16 protein-coding genes and 3 pseudogenes are annotated in these 19438 nt (G+C 59.8%); 13 read left to right on the plus strand and 6 right to left on the minus strand.

The window, feature by feature from the left end; genetic code table 11:
* Positions 1-150: 150 nt before the first annotated feature.
* Together rpoD and LMT64_RS01780 are read left to right on the plus strand one after the other, a co-directional pair.
* The gene (rpoD, locus tag LMT64_RS01775; protein WP_126351999.1) at positions 151-1608 is read left to right on the plus strand and encodes an RNA polymerase sigma factor RpoD; all 1458 of its coding nucleotides are present in this window, start codon (positions 151-153) and stop codon (positions 1606-1608) included.
* 283 nt (positions 1609-1891) lie between these two features.
* Positions 1892-3346, plus strand: coding sequence for a DUF4129 domain-containing protein (locus tag LMT64_RS01780; RefSeq protein ID WP_126351998.1), 1455 nt, complete (start codon positions 1892-1894; stop codon positions 3344-3346).
* Positions 3347-3474: 128 nt separating this feature from the next.
* Here LMT64_RS01780 and LMT64_RS01785 read toward each other — a convergent pair.
* Positions 3475-4549 (minus strand): annotated as a pseudogene (locus LMT64_RS01785) (IS4 family transposase).
* Positions 4550-4984: 435 nt separating this feature from the next.
* Here LMT64_RS01785 and LMT64_RS01790 point away from each other — a divergent pair.
* From LMT64_RS01790 to LMT64_RS01805, 4 genes are all read left to right on the plus strand, one after another.
* Positions 4985-5272 carry a transposase gene (locus tag LMT64_RS01790; RefSeq protein ID WP_229253287.1) on the plus strand — a complete coding sequence of 96 codons (288 nt, stop codon included), beginning with the start codon at positions 4985-4987 and terminating at the stop codon, positions 5270-5272.
* A 2-nt stretch (positions 5273-5274) separates the two neighbouring features.
* Positions 5275-6144, plus strand: coding sequence for an integrase core domain-containing protein (locus LMT64_RS01795; protein WP_126353690.1), 870 nt, complete (start codon positions 5275-5277; stop codon positions 6142-6144).
* Between the two features lie 115 nt (positions 6145-6259).
* The gene (locus tag LMT64_RS01800; RefSeq protein WP_170166077.1) at positions 6260-6637 is read left to right on the plus strand and encodes a M12 family metallopeptidase; all 378 of its coding nucleotides are present in this window, start codon (positions 6260-6262) and stop codon (positions 6635-6637) included.
* A gap of 69 nt (positions 6638-6706) precedes the next feature.
* Positions 6707-7201, plus strand: a complete 495-nt coding sequence (locus LMT64_RS01805; RefSeq protein ID WP_126353694.1) for a fasciclin domain-containing protein — start codon at positions 6707-6709, stop codon at positions 7199-7201.
* A gap of 262 nt (positions 7202-7463) precedes the next feature.
* Here the strand turns inward: LMT64_RS01805 and LMT64_RS01810 are convergent.
* The 5 genes and pseudogenes from LMT64_RS01810 to LMT64_RS01830 all read right to left on the minus strand — a co-directional run.
* Positions 7464-7868, minus strand: a pseudogene (locus tag LMT64_RS01810) (IS630 family transposase); the annotation flags it as partial.
* 15 nt (positions 7869-7883) lie between these two features.
* Positions 7884-8958: pseudogene (locus LMT64_RS01815) on the minus strand (IS4 family transposase).
* Between the two features lie 206 nt (positions 8959-9164).
* A complete protein-coding gene (locus LMT64_RS01820; RefSeq protein WP_229253289.1) occupies positions 9165-9653 on the minus strand; it encodes a transposase in 489 nt (162 codons plus the stop codon).
* A 133-nt stretch (positions 9654-9786) separates the two neighbouring features.
* Positions 9787-10875, minus strand: coding sequence for a transposase (locus tag LMT64_RS01825; protein WP_229253290.1), 1089 nt, complete (start codon positions 10873-10875; stop codon positions 9787-9789).
* A gap of 284 nt (positions 10876-11159) precedes the next feature.
* Entirely contained in the window at positions 11160-12644 is a 1485-nt protein-coding gene (locus LMT64_RS01830) for a potassium/proton antiporter (RefSeq protein ID WP_229253291.1), read from the minus strand.
* Positions 12645-12958: 314 nt separating this feature from the next.
* On the opposite strand from LMT64_RS01830, the gene pheS reads away from it, so the two are divergent.
* From pheS to LMT64_RS01865, 7 genes are read left to right on the plus strand one after another with little or no spacing between them, the layout of a single operon-like run.
* Positions 12959-14011, plus strand: coding sequence for a phenylalanine--tRNA ligase subunit alpha (pheS, locus tag LMT64_RS01835; protein WP_126351412.1), 1053 nt, complete (start codon positions 12959-12961; stop codon positions 14009-14011).
* Positions 14008-14538 (plus strand): GNAT family N-acetyltransferase, encoded by a 531-nt coding sequence (locus LMT64_RS01840; RefSeq protein WP_126351402.1) that lies wholly within the window; start codon positions 14008-14010, stop codon positions 14536-14538. The genes pheS and LMT64_RS01840 overlap by 4 nt, the downstream gene beginning before the upstream one ends.
* Positions 14535-15458, plus strand: a complete 924-nt coding sequence (locus LMT64_RS01845) for a gamma-glutamylcyclotransferase (protein ID WP_126351401.1) — start codon at positions 14535-14537, stop codon at positions 15456-15458. The genes LMT64_RS01840 and LMT64_RS01845 overlap by 4 nt, the downstream gene beginning before the upstream one ends.
* Complete coding sequence (locus tag LMT64_RS01850; protein ID WP_126351400.1) at positions 15455-15868, plus strand: NUDIX hydrolase; 414 nt, start codon at positions 15455-15457, stop codon at positions 15866-15868. The genes LMT64_RS01845 and LMT64_RS01850 overlap by 4 nt, the downstream gene beginning before the upstream one ends.
* The gene (locus tag LMT64_RS01855) at positions 15858-16418 is read left to right on the plus strand and encodes a GNAT family N-acetyltransferase (protein ID WP_126351399.1); all 561 of its coding nucleotides are present in this window, start codon (positions 15858-15860) and stop codon (positions 16416-16418) included. The genes LMT64_RS01850 and LMT64_RS01855 overlap by 11 nt, the downstream gene beginning before the upstream one ends.
* A complete protein-coding gene (locus tag LMT64_RS01860) occupies positions 16415-18880 on the plus strand; it encodes a phenylalanine--tRNA ligase subunit beta (protein WP_126351398.1) in 2466 nt (821 codons plus the stop codon). Before LMT64_RS01855 ends, LMT64_RS01860 begins: the two co-directional genes overlap by 4 nt.
* Positions 18880-19254, plus strand: coding sequence for a hypothetical protein (locus LMT64_RS01865; protein WP_126351397.1), 375 nt, complete (start codon positions 18880-18882; stop codon positions 19252-19254). The genes LMT64_RS01860 and LMT64_RS01865 overlap by 1 nt, the downstream gene beginning before the upstream one ends.
* Positions 19255-19438: the final 184 nt, after the last annotated feature.

Consider the following 19438-nt stretch of genomic DNA (forward strand, 5'->3'; position numbering starts at 1 on the left):
CAATACTCGCTGAATCCATCATGCTTGTTGTGGTGCTAAACTGGTGTGTTAACCCGCCGATGCGCTGTCGGATCCCGCCTTTGATCTGATGCAAAGCGCCTCTCATCCCACTGCTGTTCCCTGACCCCATCCCATCCTTCTGGAGGAATCATGGCCGAAACCAAGACCCCCAAAGCCCGTAAAGCCGCTGCCGCCAAGTCGGACGACGCTGAGACCACGACGGCCAAAAAGCCGGCCCGCGCCGCCAAAGCAGCGTCCAAGGAGGCCGCACCCAAGGGGACCAAAAAACCCGCTGCCAAGAAGCCCGCTGCTAAAAAGGCCCCGAAAGCGGCTGAAGCGGCCGATAGCGCTGTCGACAAAGCCGAAAAGGGTGAGAAGACCCGCAAGGCCGACGGCTCGGACCGTGCGTACTACGCCCACGCCGCTATTCAGGAACTGATCAAGAATGCCAAGGCCAGCGGAGTGGTGACCAGTGAAGACGCCGCCTCAGCGCTGGCGACTGCGCTGGAAGCTGCGGGCATGGACCCTGACTCCAGTGACGAGTTTGACGACCTGCAACTGTTCTTGGCCTCCAAAAATATTGAGGTACAGGACGACGAGGACCCAGAGGACGACGACGCCGAAGAAGGCAAAGATGAGGACGACGGCGAGGACGAGGAAAAGTACTACGATGACATGCCCCGCGCCGTCAGCAACGATCCCGTGCGTCAGTATCTGCACGAAATTGGCCGGGTGCCGCTGCTGACGCTGGAAGAGGAAATCGCGCTGGCCCGCCGCATTGAAGACGGCGAATTTGCCCGTGTGGAGCTGGAAGAAGCGGGTGAGGACGTGGACGATCGGGGCCGCCGCGCCCTGCAACGCCGTATGGAAGACGGTGCCGCCGCGCGTCAGGGACTGATTGAGGCCAACTTGCGTCTGGTGGTCAGTATCGCTAAGAAGTACACCGGACGTGGCCTGAACTTTCTTGATCTGATTCAAGAAGGCAACCAGGGCCTGATCCGCGCGGTGGAGAAGTTCGAGTACCGCCGCCGCTACAAGTTCTCTACCTACGCCACCTGGTGGATTCGACAGGCGATCAACCGCGCCATTGCCGACCAAGCCCGCACCATCCGTATCCCGGTGCACATGGTGGAAACCATCAACAAGCTGACCCGCACGGCCCGGCAGTTGCAGCAGGAACTGAGCCGCGAAGCGCTGCCCGAGGAAATCGCTGAAGCGATGGGCCCCGGCTGGGACGCCAACAAGGTGGAAGAAGTTCAGAAAGTCAGTCAGGAACCAGTGTCGCTGGAAACCCCGATTGGCGATGAAAAGGACTCCTTCTACGGCGACTTTATCCCCGACGACAACCTCGACAGCCCAGTGGACAATGCTGCCAAGACCCTGCTCAGTGAGGAACTGGAAAAAGCGCTAGGCAAGCTGACCGAGCGCGAAGCGATGGTTCTGAAGTTCCGCAAAGGGCTGGTCGACGGTCGTGAACACACTCTGGAAGAGGTGGGCCAGCGCTTCAACGTGACCCGCGAGCGTATCCGCCAGATCGAGAACAAGGCGCTGCGCAAGCTGAAGTACCACGAGAGCCGCACCCGCAAGCTGCGCGACTTCTTGGAGTGAGCCTCACCCTTATACAAGCTGCCCCACCCTCTGTTGGTGGGGTTTTTGTGCTCTCCACCGTTTGGCGGGTGGGTTCTAGGCTGCCCTCGCCGCAGGGAATCCTTGCCGGGTGATCTGTACGCTCCCTCATAAGCTCAAGGGGGCCAGCCCTGGGCTGCCCCCTGATGAACCGAGTGGTGAAACACTCTCTCAACCTACCTCTGGGCAACTATAGCCCAGCCTGCCCTATGGGTTCCGCGCAAAGACGCAGGGGAATGATGCGGCCAGACGTTATCCTGAACGCATGACCGACAATTCACCTGGCCTGAAGGCCGCGCTGGGAGACTGGCGTGCTCTGGCCTACGCTGCGCTCCCACTGGTCATGGCTGCCATGCTGCCGCCGCTGGCCTTGCTGAGCCTGATGGCTGTCTTTGCGCTGACGACCCATGAGAAGTACAGCAAGCACCGCGTCAATCTCAGCCTGCTGGTGGTGGCCCTCAACCTGATCGGTACGCTGTGGCTGGCCCTTCAGAATGGGGATCAGCGCTACGCGGTGGCGTCGTTTTTTGTGGTGGTGGCGCAATTGGCCGCCACACTGTTGGTAATTCAGGCCGCCGAACGTGTGGAGGAGCAGCGCGGACAGGGCTGGTTGTGGCTGCTGCCCTTGGTCCTGCTGGCTCCACACCCGCTGACACTGGTCGGCCTGGGTGCGGCTAGCCTGCTGCGGTTCAGTCCGGATGACCGCGCCCTCTCAGGCCGCTGGCAGGGTGGCCGACAGCTGGGCCGGGGCTGGACCTGGCTGGCGGGCGCCTTGGCGCTGGCACTGACCCTGAGCCTGGTTTTGCCCCAGAACTCGCTGTGGACCCAGGCCCGCACCTATATGGGTACGGTGCAGGAGGTGGCGGTGGTAGATACTTCTGGCAGGCCAGTGCAGCAAAAGGACGTGGAGGGCTATTACGGTCAACCCGCCAGCCGGTCTGGCGAAGTGCGTGGAGCACCCCCGTTCGGTGGACTGAACAGTGTGGCTGATGGGCTACTCAATCTCTTGTCAGTGGTCATGATGCTCGCCATTTGTATGTTGGCTGCCCAGCGCCTGATGCATGAACTGCGCCGTCCCGGTGGCCCACGCCGCTGGCCGGAGATGGTGCCGTTATTGGCAGCGCTGGCGGTGCCACTGACCTTGTTGGCTCTCATGTTGGCCGCGCAGTTCGACATCATGGACATCACCGTGTTGGATGGCAAGCCCAACGCCGAAGGCTCGCCTACTGGGGAAGCGGCTCTGGACCCTGCACCAGATACAGAGCCGGCGTCCCCCACATGGCAGCGCTACTTGGTGGGCAATGCGGTGTTCCTGATCCCGGGAGTCATGCTCCTTACCGCGTTGCTGGCGATGATGTGGCACGTATGGACCCGCCGGTATCAGCGGGACTATATCTCCGAAGTGGACACCGTCGAGGCTGAACAGTCCCTGCCCACCTCCGCGCCGCAGGATACGGCGCCACGGCACCGCGTGCGGGTGGCCTATGCCCAGGTCGAAACCCACCTGAGGGGCCTGGGCCTGAGCCGCGCCAGCCACGAGACACCCGCCGAATATCTGCGCCGCGCCGCCCAGCAATGGCCGGGCCTGGCTGCGCCGCTGGCCACCCTGGGCGCGGCCTACGGCCCCGTGCGCTACGGTGGCGGGGTCAGCTCAGTGGAGGCGGATCAAGCCGAACAGAGTGCCCAGGTAGTTCTTGCAAGTGACAAGCCCAGAATTTAATTTGACAGGCGTTTGCTAAATAAATAGACTCAATTCCTTAAACAATTTAAGGGAGAGGAATACTATGAAAAAAGTACTTAGCTTCATTGCCGCCCTTATGTTGACTACCGCCATGGCAAGTTCCCTGACTACCCCTCAAAACGCGGGACAAGCCGCGCTAGACGGTTCCAATTTTCAGGGCTTGGGTGACTGAGCAAATCTCGCAACTCATCCAAGCCCAGTCGAAACAGACTTTTGCTGGCGTAGCCATGCGCTTTCTGGCGCTTGGCCTTCATGGTCTCCACGTTGCCTTCAAGCAGCAGAACCACACCTGTTTGGAGACACCGGGGTGTTGCTGATGGCGATCACCATCAGCAGCGTTGACACCCGCTCGGCCTGGGTCAATCCGGTCGCTTCCAGATCGAAGCCTCTGGTTTTCAGCGCAGCGTGCAGGTTTTCGCACTGCCAGCGCAGTGCGTACTTCCGCAAATTCTGATCTGCTCTGCCCTTGTAGGCCAGGTACAGCATCTCCGTCTTCGAGACCTTCAGTGCCAGAACACGGAGTCTGACCCCGTACACCACCATAGAGCTGTGCCAGACGCGAACCTCTCCCACCTGCATTTTCTTAGCGAAGACGTGGACAGGTAAGCCGTCCATCTTGGTGTCGCTCCGCAACCTGATACAGGGAACAATCCCATGTTCGCTTAGGAACGTAAACCAGTCCTGGCCGATGAATTCACGGTCTGCCAGCAGACCGTTAATGCGGACGTGAGGACAATGACGCAGAAAATCAGCCATCAGCTCCTTACGTATTCGCTGATCACTGCTTCCCCCGTGCGGGAGAAAACGCCACATCAGCGGCAAACTGAACCCTTCCCATACCGCAGACAGCATCAGGATGTTGACGTCCCTCTTCCCCAGTTTCCAGTTCGTCCGGTCCAGGATGAGCGTCAGCTCATCCGTACCCAGCACGTGAAGCGCAAACTTCAGATACATCTCTTCCGGGAGAAGGAATTGAACAAAGCGCAAAAGACGTTGGTAACGGGTTTCCTGACTTCCTGCCAGGGCAATGGTGGTCTTCAGATTGTTCAGCACCACGCTACGCTGCTGGATGATCGCCAGAATCAACGCGACCAGGACGGTGAACCGTCGCTGGTCGATACGGAAAAAGGGACGCAAGGCTGCGAAGAGGCTATCCTGGGGCGGCTGGTTCAGGTGGTTCATTGCAGATACACCTTATGAACCAGCTCTTTTTACGTCTATAGAATCAGCGTCTCAGACAGTGCTACCGGAGTTTTGAGGGGTAGTCAGATCGGTCAGGCCCTAAACGGCGTAAAAAGCGAGAATTCTTGCATCAGCACGGCTATTCGCTCCACTTTGCCAGGTGCAACTTATGAGTACAAGCTTTCATTCCTGAAATTGATTGACTTTGAAATTAGTATCAATACTATTGATAACGGCATAAATTGACATTGACCCAATGGATTGCCGAGCGCGCTACACAGTCGCCACCACCCACCAATCAATGCAGACTACTGCCGTTCTCAATAACGTTATAAATGACTTTACGGTTTTGTCGGCGAGGCGGAGGTAGTGGTACGCGAAATCCTTCCACATCAGCCCCACTTTTTAGGAGGGTGGGGCCACTGGAGGGAAGATATGGGAAAACAGCGCAAAACCTGGTCACCTGAACTCAAGGAGCAGATTGTTCTGGCTGTCCTGAGCGGGGAGCACACCATCGCAGAAGCTGCTCGTGAATACGAGGTCAGCGAGAGCTTGATTCACACCTGGCGTGCCCAGTTTCTGGAAGCGGGCCGTGCCCGCCTCCAGGGAGTGAGGCCGGATGCAGCCCAGAAGAAGTTGGAGAAGGAAGTCCAGCAGCTCAAGGCCATCATTGCGGACAAGGAATTGTCACTCTATATCGCAAAAAAAATCCGGGGTCTCTGAGCGTGGATGAACTCCTGGCGTGCTACCAGGAGTTGCTCGGAGACCACCCGAAACTCAGTCTCAGCAGATTTGCTGGCGAGGTGGAGCGTCCATATCACGTCCTGCGCGATGCCCGGCAGAACGCAGAGCGTTCTGCACAGCGGACGGAGCGACGTCAGCACGTCCTGGAAGAGGTACGGCTGAAAGCCCTGGAAGAGCCACTCAGCGGCTACCGTCTGATTTATCAGGCCCTACAACAAGATGTTCTGCGGCCTGCTCCGGGCCTCCATACTGTTCGTCGCTGCATGGTGGAGTTGAAGGTGCAGCGCCCGATTCCCAGAAAGAAACGCCGTCCATCGGCATGCCCTACCTCTATCGTTCTCTGGCCAGCGGGCCGCCGAGTTCAGGTCGATGCCATACGGCTCAGCTTGCCGGACGGGATCTGCTGGGCTTATCTCGTCCTGGACGTAGAAAGTCGCGCACTGCTGCACATTGAAGTGGTCCGGAATCTCTCTGCCAGCAGCGCGGTCACCGCGCTGCAACGGGGAGTCTATGTGCTGCACCATCTCGGCATACACGAGCAGCTCCTGATCATGACTGATGGTGGCTCAGATTTTACGTCTGGCGCATTCCAGGCGGCCTGTCAGGAGCCGGGCAACTGGGTACGGGCCAAGGTCTCACAGAAGCGAGGAATGGGCATCCTGGAAAGGCTCAACCGGACCTTCAAATATGACGGCGTCTTCCGGGAAGAATTGACGAATATTGCCCAGCTTCGTGCGTTCAGCACGAAGTTTAAAAACTGGTACAACTCTGGAAGGAGACATTCCAGTCTGGGGTATGCCTACCCCTGGGTTAAACTGCTGGAAGCTACGGAATCTTCGAACGTGGCTTGAAGGATTTTCCGTACCACTACCGAATCCTAGTGGTCAGACCACTAACTTTATTCAGCTTCCCAGCTGGACACCTGGCCTGACTGGTCTGGCTGCACCAGGCTACTCCAACCAGAAGATGCTGCCCTATATCTATATCGTTGATGGTCAGTTCAACAGGCACACGCTTCAGCACGAGATGGGCCACGCGGCAGGCCTGCACCACGAGCATCAGCGCTGCGACCGCGACCAGTATCTGAATCTCACCAATACGTGGTGGAACCGCACCATCAACCCTTTGAACTGGAATCGCCTGTGCGAGTGGGGTGAACAGATCGGGAAGTTTGACTACGACTCCATCATGATGTACCACCCGGGTACCTCACCGAAGTACACACAGCTCCCTTCCGCCACCTCTGGCTATGAGGGCACCCTACAAACTGGCGTTTGGTCAAGCAATACGCCCTATGACCTGAGTCGGAGTGACCTAAACGGCCTTAGAACACTCTATCCTTGAGCCATAGGTTCAAAGGGCAGAAGCGGGGGGTAGCCCCCTTTCTTTGCCTCTTGAACCGGGAGGTTTCTGATGAAATACTTGGCATTTCCACTTCTCAGCCTCGCCCTGACCGGCTGCGTAGGCGACATCGTCACTTACAAAGCTCTTTTGAAAGACAATGTTCTGCAAGCGACAGAGGGCAATCTGTCAGGGCAGGCAATCTCGCAGTACCTCAGTGCCCACCCACCACAGGGCAAATGGACGGTATTTGTTCCCAGCCCAGCCCATAACGAAGCCCTGAAAGCCGAGTTGCAGCGCCGTGGTCTAAGTGAAGAGCAGTTCCTGAAATCTGCGTTGAGTGCCGACTTCGCAAAAGCCCATATTGTGCCGCAAGAACTCCATCTTCTCATCGGTACCCATCATCATAAGAGCCTAAGTGGACAAACCTACCGCATTAACTGTCCTGCTGACGCGAGCTGCACCATTGATGAAACAACCACCATCACCACCACAACCTGTGGTGTGACGTGTTCTATTCCTGATGGCGTTGCCTACAACATCGTGGGCGCACCTCTGAAGTTCTAAACTGCCCCCCAAAGTGTCCATGACTTTGGGGAGACTTTGATGATCAGAAACGAAAACACCCGCCTACCGGGGTAGGTCTGAAGCACTCTTTTTTCCGAGTGTCTGTAGCCCCTGCGTTACGAGCGAGAACACCTGTTGGGAACAGCGTCAGCAGGGTTGCAGGCCAATATGAATGGCCTGATTCGCGCCCTAATATTGCCCACGTTGCTGATGACGGTGGGCAGCCCCATTTGTTTGGACAAATCTAAATATTGATGACGTGCTAAGTCGGTAACACTTCAGGGTAGATACCTAGCAATTTGGCTGGGAGTTGCCGATAGCGGATTTTCGGCCATACCGTACGGAGGTAAGCCTTGAGTTGCTCCAGCGTCTCTGGGCAAAAATTGGCGAGTTGGTGGTGTTTGACATAGGCCCACACTCGTTCAATGGGGTTGAGTTCAGGGCTGTACGGTGGCAGGTACGTTAGGCTCAGTCGTTCATGTTGTGATACGAAGGCCGAAACGGCCTTCGCCTTATGGATTTTAGCGTTGTCCACCACAACAGTGATCTTCCCCTTGATGTGTCGCATCAGATGCGTCAAAAATGCGATGAAGCCCATCGCTTTGACCGACCCTTCGTGTGTCTGCTGGAAAAACTGGCCCTTAGACGTAATCCCGCCAATCACGGAGAGCTTTTTCCCTGACTACCCCTCAAAACGCGGGACAAGCCGCGCTAGACGGTTCCAATTTTCAGGGCTTGGGTGACTGAGCAAATCTCGCAACTCATCCAAGCCCAGTCGAAACAGACTTTTGCTGGCGTAGCCATGCGCTTTCTGGCGCTTGGCCTTCATGGTCTCCACGTTGCTTTCAAGCAGCAGAACCACACCTGTTTGGAGACACCAGGGTGTTGCTGATGGCGATCACCATCAGCAGCGTTGACACCCGCTCGGCCTGGGTCAATCCGGTCGCTTCCAGATCGAAGCCTCTGGTTTTCAGCGCAGCGTGCAGGTTTTCGCACTGCCAGCGCAGTGCGTACTTCCGCAAATTCTGATCTGCTCTGCCCTTGTAGGCCAGGTACAGCATCTCCGTCTTCGAGACCTTCAGTGCCAGAACACGGAGTCTGACCCCGTACACCACCATAGAGCTGTGCCAGACGCGAACCTCTCCCACCTGCATTTTCTTAGCGAAGACGTGGACAGGTAAGCCGTCCATCTTGGTGTCGCTCCGCAACCTGATACAGGGAACAATCCCATGTTCGCTTAGGAACGTAAACCAGTCCTGGCCGATGAATTCACGGTCTGCCAGCAGACCGTTAATGCGGACGTGAGGACAATGACGCAGAAAATCAGCCATCAGCTCCTTACGTATTCGCTGATCACTGCTTCCCCCGTGCGGGAGAAAACGCCACATCAGCGGCAAACTGAACCCTTCCCATACCGCAGACAGCATCAGGATGTTGACGTCCCTCTTCCCCAGTTTCCAGTTCGTCCGGTCCAGGATGAGCGTCAGCTCATCCGTACCCAGCACGTGAAGCGCAAACTTCAGATACATCTCTTCCGGGAGAAGGAATTGAACAAAGCGCAAAAGACGTTGGTAACGGGTTTCCTGACTTCCTGCCAGGGCAATGGTGGTCTTCAGATTGTTCAGCACCACGCTACGCTGCTGGATGAGCGTCAGAATCAACGCGACCAGGACGGTGAACCGTCGCTGGTCGATACGGAAAAAGGGACGCAAGGCTGCGAAGAGGCTCTCCTGGGGCGGCTGGTTCAGCTGGTTCATTGCAGATACACCTTATGAACCAGCTCTTTTTACGTCTATAGAATCAGCGTCTCAGACAGTGCTACCGGAGTTTTGAGGGGTAGTCAGGCTTTTTCCAATTGGTCTTGGCCAGAATCACTGGGGTCTGACCACGCGTGGCCCAGGTGTTGCCAATCACGGGCTTCATACTGATTCCGACTTCATCGGCCCAGACGGTGGTTTCACCATCATCTATCTTTTTTTTCCAGGACTGGAAGCTCTGCTTCCAGCCAAGCGTCGACCTGCTCAGCATTCTGTTCCAACGGGCGTTTTTCTGCTTTCTGCCAGGAAAAGCCCCAGCGTAACAGCAGCTTTCCGACCCAGTCGTGGTCATACCAGACACCATATCTGCATCCAATCTCGTCGCGAATACGTGCGGTAGTCCAGCGCCCGTCTGGAAAACGCTGTGGATCTGGCCCTGCCTCAATCATCGCCATGATTTCAGCCACTTGGTGATCGGTGAGAAAGGAGGGACGTCCAGAGGAGAAAGTAGCTTCAAGGGTATCGCCATGTCGTAAGCGCTGCCGCCAGGTAGGAACAGTGCTGGCGCTGACACCAAAACGCTGGGCAATCGTCTTGGAGGACAGGGTCATATCGGAGAGCATCGGAAGAGCGGCGAGTCGCCGCTCTTCCATCTGCTGACGTGTCCATCGGCTGGGCCGCCAAACCTCACTCACGGTTTCAGTCTAACTCTGTCGTGAACTTACCACGTTATCAATAGAAGCCCAGCTCAACTTAGCCGAATCCTCTATTTAGATTTGTCCAGTTTTAGGGGAGCACTCCAAAAACACTACTGAACAAGCCTTACACTCATAAGTTGCACCTTGCATAGCTGAGCGAATAGCCGTGCTGGAGAAGAAATTCTCGTTCTTTTTGGAGCTGACTCAGAAGATGGTTGAGCCTGACTACGGGGAACAGGGTATACAGGGCCAGGCGTGCCGCCTCTTTCAAGGTCATCCCTTCTGAGCGATGCAGTATGGTCAGGGTGAAGGCCAGGAAGACCATCAGAATCCAGCGGTCCAGACCCCTGGCAGTTCGCAGCGCGAACTGCGCCAACCCAAACTGGTGCTTACCTTCCTTGAAAAAGGACTCCAATGTCCAGCGCCGCCCACCCTCAGCAACGATCTCGTCCCCCTCCAACAGTTCAGACGACACCGCGAAGAATTCACGGTCCCCACGGTCTACTCTCCCCAGAGACAGCGTTTCCAGAGACCAGTTGGCCAAGTTGACATAGCCTCCATGCGGACAGTCCGCCACCGTCACCCGCCCAGGATGGTCCGTGCGCCGGTTGCTCCTCACACCCACCACAAACTCAAAACCAAGGCGCTGCACGCCTTCCAGAAAGGCAGCGGATTCAAATCCGCTGTCGGCCAACATGCGGATCCGAAAGCGCTTCCCCACGAAGTCCGGCACCTCCTCCAGCAGGTCCTGGGCCAACGTGACCGGGGTACCGGTGTGCTTGCCCTGGTACACCCGGTAGGAAATGGGGAACTTCAGTTCCCCATATTCGGCAAACAGGACGACCAGGTGGATGCCATGTCTACCGTTGTACACACTGACAAAGGGCAACTGGGTCCCCACCTTTTCCACCGTGGTCAGATCCACACTGAGCCGCAACCGAGGTCGGCGTTTGGAGTGAGCTACGTCCAACAAAATGCGCCACTGGATGTCCTGCGTCTCGTCCCAGCAACGGTCTGAATCCCAGTCATAGACGTTGAAGAAGCGACTCAGTGCACTGGGGCTGGCTCCTTCAGCTTGGCTGAATTTGATCTTCTGGCCTGGACTGTGGAAAAGGTGCAGCGAAGCCTCCAGGCTTCGCCGTTGGTACAGCGTCTCTGGAATGTCCAGAATCCGCTGTGAGAGAATATGGGCGCGCTCCCCTGAAACCTGTTTGTACACACTTCCAGAATTTCAGCTCTGGGAGCGCTTTTTGTCCGCCTATTCAGGTGCAAGTTCTGAGTCGGATATTTTAGAAGCAGCCTCTATGATTTTCCATGAGCAGACATGGACGCACTCAGCCTCCGCACCCCATTTTCCGGATAGTTTCTAACGCCCCGCCGCACTCTGGCGCCCGATCAAGTTTGCAGCTCCTCCCTCGCTCTCTTTAAGCCAATTCCATCAGCAAAAGCAGCGGCACACCCAGCTTCTGGTGCGCCGCTGCCTCTTTATCTGTCCGTGTCACGTCAGGACGTCGTTGCCCCGGCGTGTAAGTAGGCCCGCATCTCGTCCAGATCTTCGGGAAAGGCCAGCACCAGCAGGCTGTCGCCGCCGCGCAGCTCGGTGGGGCCTTTGGGCACCAGATACTCGGCCTCACGGTGAATCAGCATAATCAGCGCTTCTTCGGGGAGTGGCAGGTCCATGATCATGGCTCCGTCGGCCTGGCTCCCCGGCTGCACTTCTACCTCTACCATGTCGTTTTTGCCGTGTCCGGTGGGCGTGAAGGTCAGCGGGTGGCTGGCGGGAGCGACGAAGGGTTCGCGCACTCCCAGCAGGTTCGCCATCTGCGGCAGGGTCGTGCCCTGGAGCAGCACGCTGACCAGCACCATAAAGAACACCACGTTGAACAGTTCCTGGGCATAGGGCACCCCGGCCAGCAGTGGAAACGTCGCCAGCACGATCGGCACTGCACCACGCAGACCCACCCAGGCGATCATGGCGGTCTGCGGCAGGGGCATACGGAAGGGCAACAGGCTCAGGAAGACTGCGGCTGGCCTGGCGAGAAAGACCAGCGTGAGGGCCGCCAGGACGGCACTTCCCGCATTGGGCAGCAGTTCGTGGGGGTTGACCAGCAGGCCCAGCGTCAGGAACATCAGCACTTGCATCAGCCACGAGAGGCCGTCGTGAAACGAGATCAGGCTGCGCTTATGGGCAAAGGCGCTGTTGCCCAGGAGCACCCCGGCGATGTAAATCGCCAGAAAACCGCTGCCACCGGCCAGCGCCGTACCGCTGAAGATCATCAGGGCCAGGGCGATGGTCAGCACTGGATAGAGTCCCTCGAACTGGAGAGGCAATTTCCGCAGGACGGTCAGAGCGGCGCGTCCCAGCACGAACCCCAGAACGGCCCCGATCAGCATCTGCTTGACGAACAGGGGCACGATACTCAGTGGTCCCAATTCCGGCTGCGCGATCAGGGTCAGGATACCGACGGTCAGAAAAACGGCCATCGGATCGTTGCCGCCGGACTCGAACTCCAGCAGTGGGGCGATCTCACCCTGTAGGCCCAGTTGCCGCTCCTTGAGCACCGAGAAGACCGCGCTGGCGTCGGTCGAGCTGACGATGGCGCCCAGCAGCCAGGCAATCAGCCAGGGCAGGCCCAGCACGTAGTGCCCGAACAGCGCCATGATGCCCGCCGTGATCAGGACGCCCAGCGTAGCCAGAACCAGACCGCGTCCCACCACCGGGCGGGTTTCTTTCCAGTCGGTGCTCAGCCCGCCCTGAAACAGGATGAAGCACAGTGCCAGTGTGCCCAGACCCTGCGCCAGCGCGTAGTTGCTGAACTCGATGCCCAGCCCGTCGGTGCCGGCCAGCATGCCCACGCCCAGGAACAGCAGCAGCCCCGGCACGCCCAGGCGTCCCCCGACCCGCCCCACCACCAGGCTGACCAGCAGCAGGATCCCCAGAATCAGCAGTAACAGTTCAGTTTGCAGATGTGGCCTCCCTTGTCCCATTACTGTACCGCCTACCCAGGTGGTGACGTTTCAGCATCCAGGGCGCCGTGACGTGCTTCAATCCTGTTTCAGATGGAGAGTGAGGGTTGCCGGTTCGGGAAATAGCCCCGGTAGCTTGCCGCCGCTGCCCCCAACCGCTAACCTGAGTCGGATGACCCTGGGCTACGTGACACCTTCGCCATTTTTTAGATTTCGGGAAATGTAGTTGCCTCGCCGCAGACTGCATTTCCCCGCTGCCGTATAGGGACAGCGGGGATTGTTTTTGAAGACGGAAGTTCGTAAGCACCAAGCAGAGGAAAACTATGGATCAAACGATGCAACAAGAAGCACTGGCAGAAATCGCCGCTGCCGGAGACCTGGACGCACTGCAACAGGTCAAGACCAAATATGTGGGCAAAAAGGGCCTGATCACCCAGCAGCTCGGCAGTCTGGGCGGGCTGGCCCCTGAGGAACGCAAGTCCCGCGGCGCCGAGATCAACGTGGTGCGGCAGGCGGTTCAGGGCGCACTGGATAAGCGCGAAGCTTTACTCAAGCGAGCAGCCCTGGACGCCAAATTGCAGGGTGAGGCGCTGGACGTGACCCTGCCGGGGTTGGGCCTGCCCAGCGGCGGCCTGCACCCCATCAACCGGGTGTACAGCGATCTGATCGGGATTTTCACCCGCTTGGGCTACGAGGTGGCGGAGGGACCGGAGGTTGAGGAGGAACACTACAACTTCGGGGCGCTGAACATTCCCTGGTATCACCCTGCCCGCGAATTGCAAGACACCTTCTGGCTGAAAGATGGGCCAGACGGCTCATCGGAACCGGGTGTGCCTCGCCGGCTGCTCCGCACCCACACCTCCAACATGCAGATTCGCTACATGGTGGAACACGAGCCGCCACTGAAGATGGTGTCCAGAGGCAAGGTGTACCGCTATGAAGCCACCGACGCCACCCACGAGGCCATGTTCCATCAGCTCGAAGGCCTGGTGGTGGGCGAGGGGATCAGCATGGCGGACCTCAAGGGCACCATCGCTGAAATGGCGCGTGGCCTGTATGGGGCCGGGGCCAAGGTGCGCTTTCAGCCCAGCTATTACCCCTTTGTGGAGCCGGGCGCCGACTTTGCGGTGTGGTGGGAAAACCCGCGCGGCGAGAGCAAGTGGCTGGAGCTGGGCGGCTGCGGCATGGTTCATCCCCATGTCTTTAAGGCGGTGGACGATCTGCGCGAAGCGGCAGGCAAGGAGCGCGTGTACGAGGGCCTGACCGGCTTCGCGTTCGGCCTGGGGCCGGAGCGCATCGCCATGCTGAAATACGGCATTCCCGACATCCGCTACTTCTACGCCAACGACCCGCGTGTGATGCGGCAGTTTAGGGGAGAGCTGGGGTGAGTGTCTCGGTGCGCCTCGCTCCGCGAAATGACGTGCCCGACATCGTGCGCGTCTGTTCGGCTGGTTGGCGTGATACCTACCACGGGATTTATTCTGCCGCCTATGCCGATGCCGTGATCGCCAAATATTACGGGCCACAGCGCATCGCCGCAGAAATTGGTCCCAGTGACAGCGGTGAAGGCTGGCAGTGGGACGGCTGGCTGGTGGCCGAGCTGGGCGGTGAGGTGATCGGCGCAGCGGGCGGCGGGCCAACCGGAGCGGATACCTGGGAAGTGTTCGTGTTGTATCTCGACCCGGACCAGCGAAGAAAAGGCGCAGGCCGCGCTCTGCTGAGGGCCATGACCGAGCAAGCGCTGGCGCACGGAGCGCGGGAACAGTGGGTCAGTGTGGCTCAGGAGAATGAAAAAGGGCTGCCGTTTTACCGTGCCCTGGGCTTTGAGGTGCGCGCACAAAGCGAAAGTCAGAGCGAGAGCACCGGCGAGCCCCTGCGGAATGTCCGTATGGCCCGGCCGATAGGTGCTGCATGACCGAAACCTTCGCCATTCCCTGCGCCGCTGCGCTGATCCGCTGTGAGGTGGCTGGGCAGCCCTGCGTACTGCTCCAGACGCGCCACAAGCCTGGGGCCGGGATAGAAAACGCCCTTCTAGAGCTACCAGCGGGAAAAGTGCGCGAGTACGAAAGCCTCTTTGACACCCTGCGCCGCGAGGTGGCCGAGGAAACTGGACTCACCGTGACCCACATTGGTGGTGAGGCAGAAACCTGGAGAGGTGAAAGCCTTGGTTACGCTGTGCAGACCTCTGAGCCCTACTGCGTGACACAGAACCTATCAGGCGGATATTCCATTCTGCTCAGCACTTTTCTGTGTGAGGCGGAGGGCGAAGCACGTGGCAGCACCGAAAGCCACAGCCCGCGCTGGGTGCCGCTCACCGAGGTGCTGGGCCTGTTGGACACCCAGCCCGAAATTTTTTACCCCATGCACATTGGGGCGCTGCGGCAGTACGCAGCACGGATCTGCGCGGACGTGGGGCACGTGTTCGTGTACGGCACGCTGAAATCCGGCCAGCGCAATGCGGCCTGGGCTTCGGCAGTGGCGGCGCCCATCTCCGTACAACCTGCCACGCTCTGCGGTTTTACGCTGCACCATCTGGGCCGCTATCCAGGGGTGCTGCCGGGCGGGGGAGAGGTGAGCGGCGAATTGCTGACTTACCCGCCGGAGGCACTTGGCGCGGCCCTGGCCCATCTGGATGAACTGGAGGGCTACGGGGGCCACAACCATCCGGACAACCTGTTTGCCCGCGAGCTGCGCCGCGTCACCCTACCGGACGGCCGCACTGTCACCGCCTGGGTCTATGTGTATGCGCGGCCTCTGCATCAGCCATCACCCGTCTCTGGAGGCGTCTGGCAGGATGACCTGCCGCTGGCCTTCCCAAAAAGGAGTCACCCATGAGTGCTCAACCCCAGCGCATTCGCTCCGTTGCTCTGATCTATAGCGAGGCAGGCGAAGTGCTGCTGATCCTGCGCCGCAAAGAAGGCCGCCACTACGCCACGCTGCCGGGTGGCGGCATAGAAGACGGTGAAACCCCCGCTCAGGCCTGCGCCCGCGAGGTGCTCGAAGAGGTCAGTTTGACCGTGCAGGTCGGCCCAGAAGTGGCGGTCATGGAGAACCTCGGCAACCGCGAATACTACTTCCTTGCCGAGGTGTTGGGCGGTGAAATGGGCCTGGGCGACGGCCCCGAAGCCCTGCGCCAGAGCGAAGACAACCATTACGATCCGCAGTGGGTGAAGCTGAGCCGGTTGGAGGCGGTCAACCTGCTGCCCACAGAGGTGCGGGCGCTGGTGCGTGAGCATGCCCGCTGACTCCTTAGACCGCGACCTGGGCGGCGGGTACCTCCTGCGCCCGGTCGCGCCTGACGAGTTTGAGGCGGTCTACGCCAGGCGCGAGCCAGAGCTGTTCAGCGGTCAGGTCTACGACTGGTCCGACCTGCCCCGTGTGCCGCAACCAGAGGCGCAAGTGATGACCTTCTTCCTGCTGCGCGGCGGCGAGTTCGCGGGGCTACACCGCGCCCGTCAGCGCGACGCCTACACCGTCAACATGAGCGTGACCGGCCTGCTGCCCGCACACCGGGGCCAGGGCGTGTATACGCGTTTGCTGCCGCCGCTGCTGGAGCTGTACCGGGCGGCGGGCTACACCTTTGTGACCAGCCATCACCACCCCACCAACAACGCCGTGCTGATTCCCAAGCTGCGGGCCGGCTTCGTGATTCAGGGGATGCAAATGGCCCGCGCCGGTCTGATGGTGGAGCTGCTTTACAGTTTTGACCAGAACTACCGCGACTACTTGGAGCGGCTGTGCGGCCACCAGGCCGCCGCAACGAACGAAACCCCACAAGGAGAACCCCACCCATGAAAATTCCCTATTCCTGGCTCAAAGAACTGCTGCCAGACCTGCCCTCTGTTTCTGAACTCGAACCCATCCTGGCCGGGATGGGTCTGCCGCTGGAAGGCACCGAAGAAGTCGGCACAGTGCCCGAAGGCGTGGTCCTGGTCGAGGTCGCCAGCACCGAACCGATCGAAGGCACCAAACTGACCAAAATCACTTTTGATGCAGGACCGCAGCACGGCACGCACACCATCGCCAGTGGTGCGCCGAACGCGGTGGGCTTGAGTGCGGGCACACTGCTGGCCCTGGTCACCCCCGGCACGGAGCTGGGCGGGATGACCTACGGCGTGCGCGAGATGCAGGGCGTGGAGAGCTGGGGCATGGCCGCCAGCGAAAAGGAACTGGGCATCGGGGAGAACAATGCTGGCGTGATGCTGATCGCACCGGGCGAAGCCCCGGCCGGCACACCGCTACGCGACCTGTGGCCCGCCGACACTGTGCTGGACATCGAAGTGACCCCCAACCGCGCCGATGTGCTGAGTGCCCTGGGCCTGGCCCGTGATCTGGCGGCCTTCCTGGGCTTGGAGCTGCGCGAGCCGCAGAAAGGTCCAGTTGCCCAGGGTGAAGGTGAAATCCGCGTGTCGTTGCCGCCCAAGGGACTGGTCTTGGAGCGCGACACCACCGGCACCTACCGCGACGGCTGTGACCACTTTGTGGCGCGCACCGTCTCTGGCGTACACAACGGCCCCAGCCCGCTGTGGATGCAGCGCCGCATCACCCTGAGTGGCATGCGCCCACGCAACCTGCTGGTGGACGCCAGCAACTACGTGATGCTGGAACTGGGCCAGCCCACCGCCATCTATGACCGCGCCGAAGTGCAGGAAGATGCCTTGCTGGTCAGCTTCGGGTTGCAGCAGGGCGAGGATGTGACCGACCTGCTTGGTCAGACGCACCGCGTAGGCCAGGAAGACCTACTGATCCTGGATGGTCGTCACCGGGGCATTCCCAGTGTGGCTGAGGCGTTCGCGTCGGTGGGTCAACCCCAGCAGACGGACGGTGTGTTGGGCATTGCCGGTGTCATCGGGGCAGAGTACGGTCATGTGACCGCGCAGACCACCGATGCGGTCATCGAGTCGGCGCACTTTGACCCGGTGCTGGTGCGGCGGACCGCTTCGCGCCTGGGGCTTAAGACCGACGCCGCTTACCGCTTCGAGCGTGGGGTGGACCCGCTGCTGCCCCCCCGCGCCGCTGACCGTCTGGTGGGCCTGCTGGCTGACGCGGGCGCCACCATTTATCCCGGCGCCACGGTGGTGGGCGACCCCACACCCAGCCTGCCGGGCCCTATCCAGACGGCGGGTGACCAGATTCGTGCCCTGCTGGGTATGCACATTGACACCGCCGAAATGCGGGACATCCTGACCCGGCTGGGCTGCCAGGTGAGCGGCGAGGGTGAGGATCTGACCGTGCAGCCGCCCTCTTGGCGGGTGGACATGCACATCTGGCAGGACTTGGCCGAAGAAGTGGCCCGTTTGCATGGGTACGCCGAGTTGCCCGAAACCCTACCTACCCTGCGTCCGCATGACAGCAACCTGGGCGCCTCGCAGGCCAGCGAACGCCGCGATGCGCTGCGCCGGACCCTGAGCGGTCTGGGCTTTCAGGAAGCCGTGACCTACACCTTTACCAGCGACGCTGAAGCGGCGCAGGCCCGTAGTGAAGCCCCCGGCGTGCGCCTGCAAAATCCTATGACAGCGGACCGCACCGCCCTGCGGACCGCGCTGTACCCGTCATTGCTGCGGGCGGCAGGAGCTTACGGCAAGGGTGAGCGTACCTTGCTGTTCGAGATCGGTCGGATTTTCCCGGCGGCAGGGGAGCAAGAACGCCTGGGCCTGCTGATGCGCGGCGATCTGGCTGCCCGTAACCACACCGACGGCGTACGTGGTGGCTACGGCGTGTTCCGTGGCCTGCTGGAAGCGTTTGCGGCGGCACAGGGGGCCAGCCTTGAGATTCAGCAACTGCGCGGCGAAGAGGTTCCTGGTGCGCTGCACCCAGGCATTGCAGGGGCAGTGGTCTGGAACGGTGAACGCATCGGCTGGCTCGGCGCATTACACCCCGAGGTCGCCGCTGAATTCGGCCTGAAGGGCGACACCTTCTTGGCCGAGCTGCACCTGCCCTTGCCAGAGCGCACCTGGACCTTCGCTGATCCTAGCCGGGCTCCGGCCGCCTGGCGCGACCTGGCCGTCATTGTTCCGCGGGGCGTCAGCTACGGTGAAATCGTGGCCGTGCTGCGGCAGACGGGCGGCGAATTGCTGGAAAGTGTAGAGCCGTTCGATGTCTACACCGGCGAGCAGGTGGGCGAAGGACAGCGCAGTGTGGCGGTGCGCCTGACCTACCGCGCCGCGCAGACCTTGACCGACGCGGACGTGGACCCGGTGTTCCAAGCCCAAATTGAGGCGGTGCGGGCGCAGGGGTGGGCCATCCGGGACAAGTAGTGGAGCAACTTGCCACACCGGAGGAGCTGGCCGCCTTTTCGCAGCGGTTCGAGTTCGGTGATGCCATCATCCGGGGTGTGCAGTTGCAGGGGAACACCTGCCAGATTCGTCTCGAGTGCCGCGTCATGCACTCGGGCGAATGGGTCAGGCTGACCCTTTTGGTGGACGGTCTCTACGCTTTTCGGTTCAGTCAGCCCGCACCTACTGCCTGGAATGTGATCAGCAGTCAACTCACTGTGCTGGCTGAAGACAAGCTGTTTTATCTGGAGTTGGGCGGTTTGCCCGACCCCCCGGGACATGCCACAGACCTGCTTGCTTCTCCATTCTTCTGCTCGGGCCGCAAGCTCTCTTATGTGATCGAAGCGGTAACGTAGTTGCTCCTGAAAATCCTCGTTGACATGAAAAGCTGCCGCCAGGGAAGTCACCTGGTCAAGCTAAGGACATGAAAGGTGACACCTAATTTCCTGGACGTGGCTCAGCCCGCCATCCGTAAGCCACGGTGAGTTCTAGCCTTACGTAGCGATGAAAATGGGGCAATTTATACTTCTCCCAGGAAGA

The organism is Deinococcus radiophilus (assembly GCF_020889625.1).
Taxonomy (GTDB): Bacteria; Deinococcota; Deinococci; order Deinococcales; family Deinococcaceae; genus Deinococcus; species Deinococcus radiophilus.

Bases quoted from the DNA above. Each gene is read 5' to 3' on its own strand.
- LMT64_RS01790 (WP_229253287.1), top strand. From the start codon at position 4,985: ATGGGAAAACAGCGCAAAACCTGGTCACCTGAACTCAAGGAGCAGATT.
- rpoD (WP_126351999.1), top strand. From the start codon at position 151: ATGGCCGAAACCAAGACCCCCAAAGCCCGTAAAGCCGCTGCCGCCAAG.
- LMT64_RS01805 (WP_126353694.1), top strand. From the start codon at position 6,707: ATGAAATACTTGGCATTTCCACTTCTCAGCCTCGCCCTGACCGGCTGC.
- LMT64_RS01850 (WP_126351400.1), top strand. From the start codon at position 15,455: ATGAGTGCTCAACCCCAGCGCATTCGCTCCGTTGCTCTGATCTATAGC.
- LMT64_RS01830 (WP_229253291.1), bottom strand. From the start codon at position 12,644: ATGGGACAAGGGAGGCCACATCTGCAAACTGAACTGTTACTGCTGATT.
- LMT64_RS01860 (WP_126351398.1), top strand. From the start codon at position 16,415: ATGAAAATTCCCTATTCCTGGCTCAAAGAACTGCTGCCAGACCTGCCC.
- LMT64_RS01800 (WP_170166077.1), top strand. From the start codon at position 6,260: ATGCTGCCCTATATCTATATCGTTGATGGTCAGTTCAACAGGCACACG.
- LMT64_RS01780 (WP_126351998.1), top strand. From the start codon at position 1,892: ATGACCGACAATTCACCTGGCCTGAAGGCCGCGCTGGGAGACTGGCGT.
- LMT64_RS01855 (WP_126351399.1), top strand. From the start codon at position 15,858: ATGCCCGCTGACTCCTTAGACCGCGACCTGGGCGGCGGGTACCTCCTG.
- pheS (WP_126351412.1), top strand. From the start codon at position 12,959: ATGCAACAAGAAGCACTGGCAGAAATCGCCGCTGCCGGAGACCTGGAC.
- LMT64_RS01845 (WP_126351401.1), top strand. From the start codon at position 14,535: ATGACCGAAACCTTCGCCATTCCCTGCGCCGCTGCGCTGATCCGCTGT.